This is a genomic window from Shewanella sp. 3_MG-2023 (assembly GCF_030548765.1).
Lineage (GTDB): Bacteria > Pseudomonadota > Gammaproteobacteria > Enterobacterales > Shewanellaceae > Shewanella.
This window is the reverse complement of the sequence record NZ_JAUOSH010000005.1, coordinates 1-16,101: the sequence shown is the minus strand read 5'-3', so window position 1 is coordinate 16,101 and position 16,101 is coordinate 1. Positions and strand designations below refer to the sequence as shown.

Sequence of the window (16,101 nt, the reverse complement as noted above, 5' to 3'; positions counted from 1 at the left end):
GTGCATGAAAAGACTTTTTTATTTAACTTATATTTTAAAATGCTATACGAATCATGGTTTTACATGATTGGCCTGATGATTGAATTGTATTTGCAAACAAATTTATAACAATCACACTTTTGGAGGTCGAGATGAAACTCGTCAGCGCTATCATCAAGCCATTTAAATTGGATGATGTCCGTGAAGCTATTGCAAGCATGGGCATTGAAGGAATGACTGTTACCGAAGTAAAAGGTTTCGGTCGTCAAAAAGGTCACACTGAGCTATATCGTGGCGCAGAATACCAAGTCGACTTTCTTCCTAAAGTGAAGTTGGAAATTGCTACTAAAGCAGAAAACTTAGATATGTTAATTGAAGCCATTACGACAGCGGCTCATACCGGCAAGATTGGCGATGGCAAAATTTTTGTTACTGATCTTGAGCAAGCTATCCGTATCCGTACGGGTGAGCTAGATAACGAAGCACTATAAGGGGAATGTAATGGAAGAGTTAGCAACGTTAGGCACAACCGTCACCGAATTACGTTTCGCATTAGATACGTTTTATTTTCTAATATCAGGTGCGTTTGTCATGTGGATGGCAGCAGGTTTTGCAATGCTTGAGGCGGGCTTAGTTCGTTCAAAAAATACCACAGAAATTTTAACTAAAAATGTATGTTTATATTCAATCGCCTGTGTGATGTTCCTGTTAGTGGGTTACAACATCATGTATGTCGATAACACTGAAGGTGGCTGGTTACCATCATTTGGTTCATTAATTGGCTCACAAGCCGCTGATGCAGATCATGCGCTGGAGTCTGACTTCTTCTTCCAAGTTGTATTTGTTGCAACGGCAATGTCAATTGTGTCTGGTGCAGTTGCAGAGCGAATGAAGCTTTGGTCTTTCTTAATCTTTGCAGTGGTATTAACCGCGGTTATCTACCCAATTGAAGGTTACTGGACTTGGGGCGGTGGCTTCCTTTCTGCTGCTGGTTTCGTTGACTTCGCTGGTAGTGGTATTGTACATATGGCCGGTGCAGCAGCAGCTATCTCAGGAGTACTATTACTGGGTGCTCGTAAAGGTAAGTATGGCCCAAATGGTGAAGTTCATCCTATCCCAGGTTCAAACTTACCAATGGCGACATTAGGTATGTTTATCTTATGGATGGGTTGGTTTGGCTTTAACGGTGGTTCACAATTATTAGTCTCAGACGCAGAAAATGCTTCAGCAGTGGCTAAGATTTTTGTAAACACTAACTCAGCAGCCGCTTTCGGTGCAGTTTCAGCATTATTAGTTTGTAAAGTTGTCTGGGGTAAGGCTGACCTAACCATGATTTTAAATGGTGCATTAGCGGGCTTAGTGGCTATTACAGCAGACCCATTATCACCTTCACTATTAATGTCAGGTGTCATTGGTATCGTCGCTGGTGGTGTGGTTATCTTCTCAATTGTTGCCTTTGACCGCATTAAAATTGATGACCCAGTAGGTGCAATCTCTGTACATGGTGTTGCCGGTTTCCTAGGTCTAATGCTAGTACCATTATCAAATGCTGATGCAAACTTTGGTGCTCAGTTATATGGCGCAGCAGTTATCTTTGCTTGGGTATTCTCAGCTTCATTCGTAGTATGGTTTATCCTTAAAGCGACAGTGGGTATCCGTGTTACTGAAGAAGAAGAGTACAACGGTATGGATGCATCTGACTGTGGTGTTGATGCTTACCCAGAGTTTGTTTCAATCAAATCAGCTGGATAATAGATTGCTTTAAACACTGAGCATGTTAAAACTAAAAGCAGAACCTTAGGGTTCTGCTTTTTTGTGACTCTTAAAAAGTGAACAAGTGTGACGAGTGAATAAGTGCAATGAGGTTTAACATGGTTAATTACTTTCAAGTATTGATGATTGCTTTACTTATCAGTATCAGCTTTTTCGCCACTGCGGGAAAAGTGGTTGTGAGAAAGACATCTGAACCATTTGACGCTTTTGCAATACGAAATCAAGTTCAGCAGGACTATCAATGGCAGCAAATGCTCAAAATGCAGCAGCAAATTAATATTTTACAAGCTCTGCCGAATGGCTGTTTGGTATTCGCTGCGCCATACCGTTATTTTAATTGCGCCGGTAATTCCTACCGACCATACACCTATCAAAACCAAGAGGTGTTTATTCAAATTGACCCGCCAGTTGCCAAGTAATAATGAAATTCAAATATTCGCCACTGGCTTAAGCTTTTTACATTCATCTTTTGTAACTTTTTAAAAATCGCAATTCTGCCACTAACTTCTATGCTTAATGATAGGCTTTTATGTGGGGTAGAATTATGTTGCATCATGATGACGTTTCTTCGAAAAATTCATTAATAATTCAATCTTTTGGTTTTTCACGCCTTAATCTCTGTTTTTATTTACTAATATTGATTTTTATTTCAGGCTGCTCTAGCACGTCGAGTATCAATAAAACCAAGGTTAATGTCAGTGGCTTATTTAACGATAGTTATTTTAATGAGGTAGATATTCCCGCTACAGCAGAGATTTACAATTTACCTGATGAGATAGTTACTGAAATACAGCGTGATTTTGCTCGCTCAGGTGGCGTTAACGGCCTTAAAATACCGGTAAACCTTTGGCTTGCTGAATACATCAATGCTCAAGAGGGGGGCTTTGAATATCGAGATCACTACACCCGAATGGCCAGCGTGACAGCCCTTGAGCGGGCGGGTAACTGCATGTCGCTGGTGGTACTGACAACTGCTATCGCACAGGTACTTGATGTCCCTGTAAAGTTTCAAGATATTGATGTAGAACCCATATGGGATAGAAGGGGAGGTTTTTACCTCGTAAATGGTCACGTAAATATGAAACTACTGCACCGTGACGCTCCCAATAGTATTAGTCTTCACGGTTCGGACATATTAGTGGATTTTTTGCCTGAGCGCTCAATACGCTCATACCGTGTTAAGCAAATTAATAAACAAACCTTATCTGGAATGTACTTTAATAATGTTGCAGCAGAAGCATTAGTACGCGGTGACTACGACTTAGCGTATGCATTGGTAAAACGGGCTATTGAGTTAGACCCGTATCACGTCAATAGTATTAACACTCTGGCGGTGATTTATCGTCATAAAGGATTAGATGAACGGGCAGAAAAAGCCTATCGCTATGTGCTTCAGTTAGAACCTAAAAATATCACTACCCTGTATAATCTTGCATTAATATTAGGTGAGCAAGAGCGACTAGAAGAGTGGAAACAGGTTCATAAAATTCTTGAATTAGCCCGCATTAATAACCCATTCTATTACTTTGATATGGCCCAAGAGGCGTATTTTGAAAAGCAATATCAAGAAGCCTTAGTGTGGTACAAACGTGCGGTTGAACGGGCGGATTACCGCCATGAGTTTTATTTTGGTTTGTCCCGTGCCTACTGGGCAACAGGTGATCAAAGACGTGCCAAGAAAACCATGCAAAAGGCGCTAGATCTTAGCCATGATGAGACCAATCAAGATCGTTATAAAGGTAAGCTGCAAGCTATGATGCGCCATTAATATAATAAGGCCTAGTTACTTTAGCCACTTACAGCGTGTTAGCTGCAAGTGGTTTTTTATTGCTTGATATATTTTGATAGCAATAATCGAAGGAACAGACTCAAGATTAAAGCGAATTGAATTGAAGATAATTTTAGAAATGAATGAATTTATTAGATATTTTATATTTTGAATATGAAAGCTATTTAATAACAGTAATTTAAATTGAATAATTTGATAAAACCGTAGATTGGATGTTTTATTGTATGCTAGTGTTTGAAATATAAAGCTGTCCGTAATGCTTTACTGCTCAACGTTTAACGTTGGCATAAATAACTGTTTGCTGGAGTTGTATAAACTATGTATTACAAAAATGATGACGTTAGAATTGATGAGATAAAAGAATTATTGCCCCCAATTGCTATTTTAGAGCGATTTCCGGCGTCAGAAGCAGCATCAGCAACAGTGTTTAATGCACGAGATAGCATTCATAGAATTTTAAACAAACAAGATGATCGCTTACTTGTTGTTATTGGCCCTTGTTCAATACATGATCCCGTCGCAGCTTTAGATTATGGCAAGCGTTTAATTGCTCTACGTGAGCAATTTAAAGATCAACTAGAAATTGTAATGCGTGTTTACTTCGAAAAGCCTCGTACTACGGTAGGTTGGAAAGGGCTGATCAATGATCCTTACATGGACAATAGCTTTAAGCTTAATGACGGCCTACGAACAGCGCGTAAATTATTGGTCGATTTGAATGAATCTGGCATACCAGCCGCCGGTGAGTTTCTTGATATGATCACGCCGCAATATGTGGCAGATATGATGTGTTGGGGAGCCATCGGTGCCCGTACTACAGAGTCACAAGTGCACCGTGAGCTTGCTTCAGGTTTATCGAGCCCTGTAGGCTTTAAAAATGGTACTGATGGCACCATTAAAGTGGCGATTGACGCGATTGGTGCAGCAAGTGCTCCGCACCACTTTTTGTCAGTCACCAAGTTTGGTCACTCAGCTATTGTATCCACGAAAGGTAATCCAGATTGCCATATTATTCTGCGCGGCGGTAAAGAGCCTAATTATAGCCAACCTCATGTTAGTGCTATTGAAACTCAATTAGAGAACGCCAAATTGCCTGCTAACATTATGATTGATTTTAGCCACGCTAACAGCAGTAAAGACTTTAATAAACAGATGCTAGTGGCTGAAGATGTTGCTGGGCAAATTAGCCAAGGCAATCACAATATTTTTGGGGTGATGGTTGAAAGCAACATTGAAGAAGGCCGCCAAGATCTCGTGGTCGGCAAGGAGTTGTGTTACGGCCAAAGCATAACTGATGCATGTATTGGCTGGAGTGATACTGAAAAGCTATTAGCCACGTTAAATCAAAGCGTATTAAATCGCCGCGGCTAACAGTGCTGCTTGTCTCCAATAATTAAGGCGCTTTTTAGCGCCTTAATTATTGCTATTAGCTAAATATTCATTGGCTTTTGCAAGGCTACCAAAAGCAGAAATAAGATTATTTCTTCCCTTATCCTGAAGCTCAGGGTTACCAGACTCAATCATCATCCACACCCAAGTTTGAATTAATTGCATTGGTGGAGCCTGCGTTTTTGCTGCGTCTAACATATTGCGTCCTTTGAACTGGGAATAAAGGTGAATGATTAATGGAAATCGCTAACAAGTAACGAGTAAAGAGTAGCAAATTCTTTTTCGTTGCAGAACTGTAAACCAAGCTGATTTTGCAATATTTTGTGTTTTTTTGCTAAAAAATAACCTTTGATACTAGCAAATGATAATATCTGTAAGTCTAAAGTGCTATTAGCGTCGATATTAAACGCTATGATGATTTAATTTTGGCTGCTTAAAACAAATTCTTTAGTCTTGCTCAAATCAAGTCACACTAAATTGGCGACTAAGTGTTAACTTAGTGTGGTGGCAAAAGTAAAAGCTAGTTTCGAAATAAACATTCTTAAATTTAATCATTGGTGGTAATGAATGAGACCGTCGGCGTATTTTGATGGACCAGTAGGCAAGCTTAATTGGAAAGTTGTTGGGTTATTAGTGCCCTACTTATTTGAGTTTAAAGGTCGCATCTTTTTGGCTATGTTGTGTTTGGTCATTGCCAAACTTGCTAGTGTTGGTTTGCCATTTATTTTAAAAGACTTAGTCGACAGTTTAGATGGCCAACGCACCGCAGCTATTGTTGCTGTGCCTATTGCATTAGTGCTTGCATATGGCGGGGTGCGCTTTTTAAATGTAGTCATTGGCGAAATTCGTGACACCTTGTTTGGTCGGGTGACTGAAAGAGCCATTCGCCGTTTAGGCTTGAGCGTATTTGAGCATTTGCACCGCCTAGATCTTGATTTTCATTTAGACAGACGAACCGGCGGGTTATCAAGAGATATTGAGCGCGGCACCAGTGGTGTGAGTTTTCTGATGCGCTTTATGGTGTTCAATATTGTGCCGACATTATTAGAAATTGCTTTAGTGGTTGGCATTTTCCTTTATAACTACGGTGTTGGCTTTGCGCTTATTACCTTGGTTGCCGTGGTTGCTTATATTGGTTATTCAATTGTGGCCACTGAGTGGCGCACCGGCTATGTTAGGGATGCTGCAAGGGCTGACTCTTTATCGAATACTCGCGCCATCGACAGCTTATTAAATTATGAAACAGTTAAATACTTTAATAATGAGCAATATGAGTCAAATCGCTATGATTCTGCACTAGAGCAGTGGGAGGTCGCAAAACGTAAAAACCGTCTATCATTATTTGCTTTAAATGCGGGCCAAGCGTTAATCATCGCTGTGGCGATGACGGCGATGATGTGGCTAGCCGCTTCAGAAGTTACCGCAGGTAATATGAGCTTAGGTGATTTTGTATTAATTAATGCTTTTATGATGCAGCTGTTTATCCCGTTAAATTTCTTGGGTTTTGTGTATCGTGAAATACGCGGGGCACTGGCTAATATTGAGCGGATGTTTGATTTATTGGATAAAGTGCCCAGCATTAATGATAAAGCGAATGCCACAGATATCTCGCCAACGATTGGCGCGTTGTCATTTCATGATGTGAACTTTAATTACGATAACAGACCCATTCTTAAAGGGGTGAGCTTCACTGTACCAGCGGGACAAAAAGTCGCAGTGGTGGGTGAAAGCGGCGCCGGAAAATCCACTTTAATAAAACTGTTGTTTCGCTTTTATGATGTAAACTCTGGCGCTATTAGTATCGATGGCACAGATGTTAGAGGCCTATCGCAACAAGCGCTGCGGCAATCTATTGCAATCGTCCCTCAAGATACTGTTTTGTTTAACGATAGCATTTTTCAAAATATCCAATATGGTCGCCCTGATGCGACTGAAGCTGAAGTTAAAAGTGCAGTAGCGCTGGCGAATTTAACTGATTTTATTGAGTCATTACCACAGCGCTGGGATACTAAAGTCGGCGAGCGCGGTCTTAAACTTTCTGGCGGAGAAAAGCAGCGCGTTTCCATTGCCAGAGCAATATTAAAAGCTGCGCCGATACTAGTCTTTGATGAAGCGACATCATCTTTGGACAGTAAATCAGAGCAAGCAATATTAACGGCGATAAAAGATGCTGCTAAAGGTCATACGAGTTTGGTGGTGGCACATCGATTATCCACCATTATTGATGCCGATAAAATTGTGGTACTTAAAGATGGAATGGTGGCTGAACAAGGGACCCATAACACCTTGTTAGCGCTTAATGGGGTCTATGCCAAACTATGGAAAATTCAAAATGAGCAGGCGCTCTCCCTCTGATAAGTGGCTGTTAGCAGTTTTATCTCTTTGATAGTGGCGTTTTTGTGTATAATTAGTATTAATTGCCTTGAAAGGATTGAGTTCGTATAGGTAAGTAGGAAGTTAGTTGGTAATTAAATCTAGGTATGGAGGTCGTGGGTGCAAAACATTTCTTTAATAGCAGCCTTAGAAGGTACACAACATAAAGTGACTACTGATTGGTTTGCAATTATGGCAACGCTTGAAAATCGAGAAATGAATCAAGATGAACTACAAACTGTTTATGATGAGTTGTGCGCAGGATTGATTGTTACCACTCGCGGTTTAACCTTGGCTAAAATCAATGACAATAACAGTGAAGATAGTTTACTAAAAGCCGATGATAGTGCCGAAGATGTTTTTATTTAAATCACCGACTAGTCATGTTTAGCTGCGAATATAGTAGCTAAATAGCCATCAAGCTTAAATTACCACAAGTTTCCAAGCCAGAAAAAGCAATCTAATTGCTTTTTCTGCTAACTATAATCTGTTATTGACCTTTGGTGGATTTAGCCTATTAAGGGAATGCTTTTAGCGCTCACCACTGTTATAGCAAAGACTTAAATAGTGCGATTTATTAACGGCTTATTAAGCGTTTTTAGACCAACTATTACAAACCATTTTAATGATTGACTCTGCGTTAGCATCAAGGGTTAATCGTCTGATTTCGCCTTGGTTAAAACAGATTTTCTCACCTTCAATTTCTGACATCCTTTCGCAGTTATTACAGGTTAATGATATTGTCTTTGCAGACATCATTGGCGTCATTAATGAATGTGATACTTTCAAATGTAAACCCTTTGATAAAAGCTTGCTCTAAGTCACGATTTTACACCTAAATGAGGCTTAGTTCAAAATTAGATCTGGCCAATTAAGTAGCGATAAGTCTAATAGCTATAATACGGCTACTGGTATAAGTGCTGCGGATCATGTGCGTCCAAATCAGTATTGCCGATAAAACTTATCTAATGAAATAGATACGCCACTGTCAGTGACTATTCTCGCATGATGGCGGGTTAATTGTCTTGGCTCACTCACCCCACAAGAATGAGCAATAACCTTTAAATCATAATGCAGTGAGCGATTGTAGCTTGCCACTCTTGCCGACTTATTGCGCGGATCTAAGCCTTGCTGTAATTTTTTGTTATGGGTCGAGATACCCGTTGGGCAGGTGTCTTTGTTGCATTGCAATGCTTGAATGCAGCCTAAAGCAAACATATTACCTCTCGCTGAGGCAATAAAGTCTGCCCCCGTTGCCAGTGCCCACGCCACTTGCGAGGGCAGCACCATTTTACCGCTGGCAATAATTTTTATGCGTTGTTTGAGGCCTTTGTGTTTTAACAGGTTAACTAAAATTGGCAGGCTTTCTTTAAGCGGTAAACCCACATGGTCCATTAATGCCTGCGGCGCAGCGCCAGTACCGCCTTCTGAGCTGTCTAAAGTAAAAAAATCCGGCGCGTGTTCAATGCCTCGTAGCAGTATTTCTTCACATAAATTAATGAGCCATTGCTCGTCTCCAACGACGGCTTTGATACCTGTGGGTTTACCGGTGATATTACGGATATGCGCGACCATATCCAGAATATCGCCGACCTGATTAAATTCAGGATGGCCATTGGGGCTTATTGAGTCTTCCCCAACAGGAATGCCTCTAATGGCGGCGATCTCACTGGTGACCTTAAGGCCAGGTAGGATCCCGCCTTTACCGGGTTTTGCGCCTTGGCTTAACTTAATCTCAAACATTTTTACCTGATCATGGGCTGCGATTTGCTCAAGTTTTTGATCATCCAATAACCCTTGCTCATTACGTACACCATATTTGGCGGTACCAATTTGAAATACTAAGTCACAGTTACCTTTAAGGTGATGTTCACTTAATCCGCCTTCGCCAGTATTTAACCAGCAACCCGCTTGGGCCGCGCCATGGGATAGCGCAGTAATCGCTGGGCGCGAGAGCGCACCAAAACTCATCGCAGATATATGGCATACTTTCGCTGTCGCATAGGGATGAGTACAGTTTGTACCAATGGTGATGACAGCGTCATTATGTTCATCAGAATCGTATTTAGGAAAGGCCGCATTTAAAAACATAATGCTGCCAGTTTTATCGTGGCTTTGGGTTGAGCCAAAGGCAATGGTGCGGTTTATGCCTTTGGCAGCGCGATAAACCCAACTGCGTTCGGCGCGATTAAAGGGCAATTCTTCTCGATCTTGGGCAAAAAAATACTGCCTGAAAAATTCACCCTGTTTTTCAAATAAGTATCTAAATCTGCCAATAACTGGATAGTTATGCCTAATCGCTTGCTTGGTTTGTAATTTATCTGCGAGATACATATAAATTATCGCGATAAAGAACAGTGCGATAAACGCAAGAAATAATCCCGTAAAAACTTCTAATCCCCAAATAAACCAATTCTTCTGCATTTTTGTTCCTTAAAAATGATCTGTTTGATGCAAATTTGACGCTAGCCTGTGATTATCTGCGTTTATTTTAACCAGATATGCAGATTTATGACTATCCTCAGTATGGCTGATGGGGGATATTTATGACAAAAAATTTGACCTTGTTCTAGCTAAGTATAAGTAAGCGATAGAGTTTGATTGCTATTAAAACAGTTTTACCCAGCTATTGCCGAAGGCGTTGATCAAACCTATAGTTTAATACAGTAAGGTCTAGCCAAATGTTGTTTAAAGACCCTGCCAGTAGATAAATAGCAGATCTAAAATCAAGGAATTACCCTATGTGGACAACTGGTACTGTAATTGAACGTATAGATTGGAATGACAAGTTGTTTTCGCTGCGTATTCGCGCCGATGTTGAGCCATTTATTGCCGGTCAGTTTATTAAACTGAGTCAGATGCGTGACGATAAGCGCATTGCTAGAGCCTACTCTATCGTTAACCCACCCGGTAAAGATTATGTCGAAGTGCTGGCCGTCGCTGTTGAAGATGGTCAGTTATCTCCAGATTTACAGGCACTTAAAATTGGCGATAACATCGAAGTAACCACCAAGGCATCAGGCTTTATGACTTTAGATGAAATCCCCTCAGGGGCACTTCAAGGCCCTGATTTGTGGTTTTTGGCAACTGGCACTGCCGTGGGGCCTTTTATATCGATTATGGAAACAGCAGAGCCGTGGCAACGGTTTGAAAAAGTGGTGCTGGTGTACGGTGTGCGGATGATTGCAGACTTGGCTTATTTACCCCAATTACAAGCGCTGCAGCAACAATATCCCGAAAAATTTGAACTGATACCTATTGTCACTCGTGAAGAATATAAAGACGGCTTATCTTGTCGTATCCCTGATGGGTTAAGTAGCGGTCTCATTGAACAAGCGGCTGGAGTTACCTTGTCGCAAGATAACTCACAAGTACTTATTTGTGGTAATCCAGGAATGATTTCTGATGCGCAAACGGTACTAATAGAAAAGGGGTTAGTGAAGAATCTACGTCGAGCACCAGGGCAAATTACCGTCGAAAAATATTGGTAGCCTGCTTTTAAATAGACTTTCGTTAGCGAGTAACTAGCGAGCTGTAGCTTGTTAGTATTTCGGCAGTAACATTGCTGTAACTCGCATTATCAATGGCTAAACTGTTTATTCGCTTGCTGCGAAAAGCGCAGAAGCTGTAATTAATGCAGTACATTTAAAAAATATATTTTAATCTTAGTTAGCTTATATCCTTAAACAATACTTGCTCCTTAGATAGTGATCTATTACTCTTATCGCAATTGATAACTGTTATCATTTCTATAAGCAGTTACTCGTTAGTATTATGAAAGTCCCCCTGTACGGGGCCATTATGCTGATAAAAAGTAACGCAACGCCAAGGAGAATTTGGAATGAAGTCGTTTAAGCGTCTGGCACTGTTAGGATTAGCAGCAGTATCGTCACTAAGTTCAATTTCAGCAACCGCTGCTGAAGATCTTACTATCTATTCTTATCGTCAAGCTTTTCTAGTAGAACCCATTTTAGCGCAATTTACCGAACAGACTGGCATCAAGGTGAATGTGGTTTTTGCCAAAGATGGCATCGCTGAGCGTATTGCTCGTGAAGGGCGCTTATCTCCTGCAGATCTAGTGTTAACCTCTGACTTTTCTCGTTTAATGGAACTCGTTGATAAAAAATTAGTTGTTGATGTGAATAGCGAGACTTTAAATCACAATATCCCGGCCCAATACCGCTCACCGAGTAACGATTGGTACGCATTAACCATGCGGGTACGTAATGTTTATTCTTCAAAAGAGCGTTTAGGTAAGCTAGATATTAATTATGAAGATTTAGCCTCTGAGCAATATAAAGGCAAAATCTGTACTCGTAGTTTCAAGCACCCTTATAACATTGCCCTGGTTGCTTCAATGATTGCCCATCACGGTGAAGCTGAAACCAAAACGTGGTTAGAAGGGCTTAAAGCCAATTTAGCTCGTAAACCACAAGGCAATGATCGCGCGCAAGTTAAAGCGGTAAACGAAGGTTTATGTGATATCGCCTTAGGTAACAGTTATTACTTTGGTAAGATGATTAAGGACCCTAAGCAAAAAAGCTGGGCTGAATCAGTGGAAATCAACTTTCCTAACCAAGATAACCGCGGTGCCCATATAAATGTTTCAGGTATGGCACTAGCTAAGTTTGCCCCAAACAAAGATAATGCTATAAAATTGATGGAATTTTTATCATCTAATGTAGCTCAAAGTCTTTACGCAGAAGTCAACATGGAATATCCGGTAAAAGCCGATGTTGCCCCTTCTGACATGGTAGCCTCTTGGGGGGACTTCAATGCAGATAGTCTTCCAATCTTTAAGCTAGCAGAAAACCATCAAGCGGCAGTGAAGCTAATTGATGAAGTAAAATTTGATCTGTAAGGATGCTTTATTTCGCCGCGTTAACCGATAACGCGGCATAGACTGGAAAGTATTTATGATCTTAGGCTTAACCAGAGGCTGGTCGTTCGCTGGTTATGCAATTGCGGTAATATTAATTTTGCCGCTTTTTGCACTTTTAGTACAAGCTACACTCCCTGACGAAGCTGTTTTTAGTCACTTAATTGACACCGTTTTACCGACCTATATTAGTAACAGCCTATTGCTGATGCTGAAGGTCTGTGTCGGTTCCTTAGTGATTGCAGTGCCAGCCGCTTGGTTGGTAGCTCGTTGTCATTTCCCTGCTAGACGTTACTTTCAATGGGCGCTGCTATTGCCACTGGCAATGCCTGCTTATATTGTCGCGTATGTGTATACCGACATGCTTGATTACGCCGGTCCTGTACAAAAGTTGCTAAGGCAAGTGTTTGGCTGGACGTCCCCGCAAGATTATTATTTCCCTGATATTCGCAGCCTAACCGGCGCAGCAATTATGCTGTCATTGGTGTTATTTCCTTATATCTATTTATTAGCCAGAACGGCTTTTATGGAGCAATCTTCCAGCCTATTGCACGCCTCTAGAATTATGGGCTGTAGCCCGTGGAAAAGCTTTTGGCGTTTAGGCCTGCCAATGGCAAGGCCGGCACTTGCAGTAGGGATGGCATTAGTTGCCATGGAAACCGCTGCCGATTTTGCTACAGTGAGTTACTTTGCGGTGCCAACCTTAACCACTGCGGTATACGACACTTGGCTGGGTTATGGCAGCTTATCGGCAGCAGCAAAATTATCAGCCATTATGTTGCTGGTGATTTTTGCCATGGTGGGTTTTGAGCGATTTGCCAGACGCAAACAAGAGTTATATCAAAAGCAGTCTAGGTTAACTGAATCAGACAGATACCAGCTAAAAGGTGTTAAAGCTTGGCTCGCCTTTGGCTATTGTAGCCTGCTGATTGGTCTCGCGTTTTTATTACCTTTTATTGTATTAAGCGGCTACGCCATCGACTACTTTGACCAGAGCTGGAACAGCCAGTTTTGGCAATACAGTTTCAACAGTTTGTATATTGCCCTCGTCGTGAGTTTTATATGTGTGCTACTGGCATTAGTGTTGATGTTTGTTAGGCGCGTAAGCCCCCGTCGGGCAGACCTATTACCTTCACGATTAAGTAGCACAGGCTATGCCATACCAGGCACAGTGCTGGCTATTGGCGTGTTGGTGCCATTAACGTATTTAGATTTTGCTATAAATGATGTCTATGACTATTTTGGTGCGCGCGGCCCAGGATTGTTATTTACCGGTAGCGTTATCGCGCTAATTTTTGCTTTTTGCGTTCGCTTTGTGGCGATATCTATTGGCAGCATTGAAAACAGCTATAAACGTATTTCGCCTTCCTTGGATATGGCCAGTATTACCATGGGGCAAAAGCCGACTAAGTTATTATGGCGAGTGCATTTACCGCTGCTACGCAAAGGCATTTTTGCAGGGGCATTATTAGTGTTTATTGAAAGCATGAAAGAGCTACCCGCAGCGCTATTGTTAAGACCCATTGGTTTTGAAAACCTCGCCACCTATGTATTCCAGTTTGTCTCCGATGAACAACTCGAACATGGCGCTTTGGCTGCTATCGTGATTGTGTTAGTTGGGTTAGTGCCATTGATTTATCTAAACCGTTCATTGGAGCAAGAGAGCTAATATGTCCACATTGACCATTCAAAATGTAAAAAGTGACTACCAAGGACAGGTGATTCTTAAAGGGCTCGATCTCACTTTAGAACAAGGTGAAATCGTTGCACTGCTTGGCCCAAGTGGTTGCGGAAAAACCACCTTATTACGTGCTATTGCAGGTTTACAGGCCATCAGCCAGGGCAGTATTTCAATTAATGGTGAGTGTTTAAGTGGTGACAACACGTTTGTTGCCAGTGAACATCGTGGCATTGGAATGATTTTCCAAGACTATGCCTTATTCCCGCACTTAACTGTCAGTGAGAATGTGTTATTTGGGGTCAATGGGCTGGATAATAGTCAACGTAAAGCCCGGCTTGAAGAGATGCTACAACTGGTCAAGCTTGAAGGGCTAGAGTCGCGTTACCCCCATGAGTTATCAGGTGGACAACAGCAACGGGTATCTATTGCTCGTGCATTAGCCTATGAGCCTGAATTATTATTACTTGATGAACCGTTTTCTAACATTGATGCCCAAGTACGAAATGAAATGATGTTAGAGATCAGGCAAATATTAAAACAGCGTAATGTCAGTGCGGTGTTTGTGACCCACAGTAAAGATGAGGCCTTTGTGTTTGCTGATAAGCTGGCATTGTTTAAAGATGGCGCCATTGTACAACACGGTTTAGCTGAAACCCTCTATGCTCACCCTAAAGAGCGTTATGTGGCTGATTTTCTTGGTGCGGGTAATTATTTATCTGTGATGGTGAAAAATCAGCAGCAAGTGTCATCTATTCTTGGATTAATTGAAAGTACCTCTGAGTTATCTCAAGCTGCTAACTATCAAGGCCAGTTGCTACTTAGACCGCAACAGATTGATCTACAACCTGCTTCTCAAGGCCATGGTGAAATTATTGAGCGTCGTTTTCTAGGTACAATTTGTCATTATTGGGTTAAGGTAGGACAACAAACGCTCGAAGTTAGAAGCCAATTAACTGAACTGACCTTAGGTCTGAAAGTCAATTTATCAATCTCGCCACATTCACTGGTTATTTTTTAGTGATGCGTATCAAAGTTGTTAAAAAATTGAGCTTGAGCACAAGGAATTAATTGCTCAATTACCTTACAATTATGCTCTCTTATATTTGATAAAGGTGATTGATTCCAACATGGAAAATCAGAATATGCCTCGCGAACAGTTAGGGGTTTGTGCCGAAGGTAATTTGCATAGCGTCTATTTGATGTTTAATGCAAATGACGCTGTTGAAGCTCAATTACGCCCTTGTTTAGCCAATGTTGCTCAATACATCTATGAGCTCACAGATCAATATGCAGATAGTGCCTTTAATGGCTTTGTAGCTATTGGCGCTAACTATTGGGATTCACTTTATAGTGAACAACGTCCTAAACATTTGCGTCCATTCCCAGCGATGCAAGCTGAAAATCGTGATGCGCCTGCCATTGAATATGATTTATTTGTGCATATTCGTTGCGATCGTTACGACATCCTTCATCTAGTGGCCAATGAAATCAACCAAATGTTTGAAGGCTTGGTTGAGCTGATTGAAGAAGAGCGTGGCTTCCGCTTTATGGATAGCCGTGACTTAACTGGTTTTGTTGATGGCACCGAAAACCCGAAAGGCCGTAATCGTCAGCAAGTGGCTTTAGTTGATGATGAGGATGCCAGCTTTAAAGGTGGCAGTTATATTCATGTGCAAAAGTATGCCCACAACTTAAGTAAATGGAATCGTTTACCGAATAAAAAACAAGAAGATATCATTGGTCGTACCAAGCAAGATGATATTGAATACGCCTCTGAAGATAAGCCGTTAACCAGCCATATTAAGCGAGTTAATTTAAAAGATGCCCAAGGTAACTCAATGGAGATATTGCGTCAGAGCATGCCATTTGGGTCGCTTAAAGAACAAGGGTTAATGTTTATTTCAACCTGTCGCACGCCGACCAACTTTGAAGAAATGCTTCGCAGTATGGTGCATGGTGACGGCCATGGTAATCATGATCATTTGATGCAGTTTACCAAGGCATTAACCGGCTCATCATTCTTCGCGCCTTCGCTAGATTTTTTAGCCCGTTTTGCCAATGATTAAACGCAAATAACAAATTAGCCGACTGTAGCAGGTTAATTATCGATAAAAAAAGCAATGCCTCAGCATTGCTTTTTTTGGTCTGTTATCTGTTAGAGCGCGGTGCGTTTGTAACGGCGATATTCAGGTTCCCAGAAATTACTTTCAATTTGTTGTTGCAGTAATTCATCTGGAC

General features: G+C 41.3%; 15 protein-coding genes. 12 read left to right on the top strand and 3 right to left on the bottom strand.

The genetic code is table 11. From position 1 onward, the window contains the following. The first annotated feature begins 131 nt into the window (after positions 1-131). From Q4591_RS04055 to aroG, 5 genes are all read left to right on the top strand, one after another. On the top strand, positions 132-470 hold the full coding sequence (locus Q4591_RS04055; RefSeq protein ID WP_076539720.1) for a P-II family nitrogen regulator: 339 nt from the start codon (positions 132-134) through the stop codon (positions 468-470). A 10-nt stretch (positions 471-480) separates the two neighbouring features. Beyond that, a complete protein-coding gene (locus tag Q4591_RS04050) occupies positions 481-1,731 on the top strand; it encodes an ammonium transporter (RefSeq protein ID WP_102438541.1) in 1,251 nt (416 codons plus the stop codon). A 119-nt stretch (positions 1,732-1,850) separates the two neighbouring features. Beyond that, positions 1,851-2,171, top strand: coding sequence for a hypothetical protein (locus Q4591_RS04045; RefSeq protein WP_241900972.1), 321 nt, complete (start codon positions 1,851-1,853; stop codon positions 2,169-2,171). Between the two features lie 110 nt (positions 2,172-2,281). Then, complete coding sequence (locus Q4591_RS04040) at positions 2,282-3,520, top strand: lipopolysaccharide assembly protein LapB (RefSeq protein WP_303459520.1); 1,239 nt, start codon at positions 2,282-2,284, stop codon at positions 3,518-3,520. Between the two features lie 339 nt (positions 3,521-3,859). Then, positions 3,860-4,912 (top strand): 3-deoxy-7-phosphoheptulonate synthase AroG, encoded by a 1,053-nt coding sequence (gene aroG, locus Q4591_RS04035; RefSeq protein ID WP_102438539.1) that lies wholly within the window; start codon positions 3,860-3,862, stop codon positions 4,910-4,912. A gap of 42 nt (positions 4,913-4,954) precedes the next feature. On the opposite strand, the gene Q4591_RS04030 is transcribed toward aroG, so the two are convergent. Then, complete coding sequence (locus Q4591_RS04030; RefSeq protein WP_102438537.1) at positions 4,955-5,128, bottom strand: hypothetical protein; 174 nt, start codon at positions 5,126-5,128, stop codon at positions 4,955-4,957. A 369-nt stretch (positions 5,129-5,497) separates the two neighbouring features. Here Q4591_RS04030 and Q4591_RS04025 point away from each other — a divergent pair, with 369 nt between their 5' ends. Both Q4591_RS04025 and Q4591_RS04020 read left to right on the top strand, forming a co-directional pair. Then, on the top strand, positions 5,498-7,285 hold the full coding sequence (locus Q4591_RS04025) for an ABC transporter ATP-binding protein/permease (protein ID WP_303459518.1): 1,788 nt from the start codon (positions 5,498-5,500) through the stop codon (positions 7,283-7,285). A 138-nt stretch (positions 7,286-7,423) separates the two neighbouring features. After that, a complete protein-coding gene (locus Q4591_RS04020; RefSeq protein WP_102438533.1) occupies positions 7,424-7,672 on the top strand; it encodes a hypothetical protein in 249 nt (82 codons plus the stop codon). Positions 7,673-7,891: 219 nt separating this feature from the next. On the opposite strand, the gene Q4591_RS04015 is transcribed toward Q4591_RS04020, so the two are convergent. Then, positions 7,892-8,092: a hypothetical protein gene (locus Q4591_RS04015; protein ID WP_241900970.1), complete on the bottom strand. Its 201-nt coding sequence runs from the start codon at positions 8,090-8,092 to the stop codon at positions 7,892-7,894. Positions 8,093-8,245: 153 nt separating this feature from the next. Continuing rightward, on the bottom strand, positions 8,246-9,727 hold the full coding sequence (locus Q4591_RS04010) for an FMN-binding glutamate synthase family protein (RefSeq protein WP_303459515.1): 1,482 nt from the start codon (positions 9,725-9,727) through the stop codon (positions 8,246-8,248). 317 nt (positions 9,728-10,044) lie between these two features. On the opposite strand from Q4591_RS04010, the gene Q4591_RS04005 reads away from it, so the two are divergent. The 5 genes from Q4591_RS04005 to Q4591_RS03985 all read left to right on the top strand — a co-directional run bounded on the left by Q4591_RS04005 (position 10,045) and on the right by Q4591_RS03985 (position 15,929). Beyond that, positions 10,045-10,794: a ferredoxin--NADP reductase gene (locus Q4591_RS04005; protein ID WP_102438527.1), complete on the top strand. Its 750-nt coding sequence runs from the start codon at positions 10,045-10,047 to the stop codon at positions 10,792-10,794. A gap of 350 nt (positions 10,795-11,144) precedes the next feature. Beyond that, the gene (locus Q4591_RS04000; protein ID WP_102438525.1) at positions 11,145-12,164 is read left to right on the top strand and encodes a Fe(3+) ABC transporter substrate-binding protein; all 1,020 of its coding nucleotides are present in this window, start codon (positions 11,145-11,147) and stop codon (positions 12,162-12,164) included. 55 nt (positions 12,165-12,219) lie between these two features. Then, positions 12,220-13,851 (top strand): iron ABC transporter permease, encoded by a 1,632-nt coding sequence (locus tag Q4591_RS03995; protein ID WP_102438523.1) that lies wholly within the window; start codon positions 12,220-12,222, stop codon positions 13,849-13,851. A 1-nt stretch (position 13,852) separates the two neighbouring features. After that, entirely contained in the window at positions 13,853-14,881 is a 1,029-nt protein-coding gene (locus Q4591_RS03990; RefSeq protein ID WP_303459512.1) for an ABC transporter ATP-binding protein, read from the top strand. Between the two features lie 109 nt (positions 14,882-14,990). Beyond that, on the top strand, positions 14,991-15,929 hold the full coding sequence (locus Q4591_RS03985) for a Dyp-type peroxidase (protein ID WP_102438520.1): 939 nt from the start codon (positions 14,991-14,993) through the stop codon (positions 15,927-15,929). Positions 15,930-16,101: the final 172 nt, after the last annotated feature.

Coding starts and splice junctions, on each gene's coding strand:
- Q4591_RS04055 (WP_076539720.1), top strand. CDS start 132: ATGAAACTCGTCAGCGCTATCATCAAGCCATTTAAATTGGATGATGTC.
- Q4591_RS04050 (WP_102438541.1), top strand. CDS start 481: ATGGAAGAGTTAGCAACGTTAGGCACAACCGTCACCGAATTACGTTTC.
- Q4591_RS04045 (WP_241900972.1), top strand. CDS start 1,851: ATGGTTAATTACTTTCAAGTATTGATGATTGCTTTACTTATCAGTATC.
- Q4591_RS04040 (WP_303459520.1), top strand. CDS start 2,282: ATGTGGGGTAGAATTATGTTGCATCATGATGACGTTTCTTCGAAAAAT.
- aroG (WP_102438539.1), top strand. CDS start 3,860: ATGTATTACAAAAATGATGACGTTAGAATTGATGAGATAAAAGAATTA.
- Q4591_RS04030 (WP_102438537.1), bottom strand. CDS start 5,128: ATGTTAGACGCAGCAAAAACGCAGGCTCCACCAATGCAATTAATTCAA.
- Q4591_RS04025 (WP_303459518.1), top strand. CDS start 5,498: ATGAGACCGTCGGCGTATTTTGATGGACCAGTAGGCAAGCTTAATTGG.
- Q4591_RS04010 (WP_303459515.1), bottom strand. CDS start 9,727: ATGCAGAAGAATTGGTTTATTTGGGGATTAGAAGTTTTTACGGGATTA.
- Q4591_RS04005 (WP_102438527.1), top strand. CDS start 10,045: ATGTGGACAACTGGTACTGTAATTGAACGTATAGATTGGAATGACAAG.
- Q4591_RS04000 (WP_102438525.1), top strand. CDS start 11,145: ATGAAGTCGTTTAAGCGTCTGGCACTGTTAGGATTAGCAGCAGTATCG.
- Q4591_RS03995 (WP_102438523.1), top strand. CDS start 12,220: ATGATCTTAGGCTTAACCAGAGGCTGGTCGTTCGCTGGTTATGCAATT.
- Q4591_RS03990 (WP_303459512.1), top strand. CDS start 13,853: ATGTCCACATTGACCATTCAAAATGTAAAAAGTGACTACCAAGGACAG.
- Q4591_RS03985 (WP_102438520.1), top strand. CDS start 14,991: ATGGAAAATCAGAATATGCCTCGCGAACAGTTAGGGGTTTGTGCCGAA.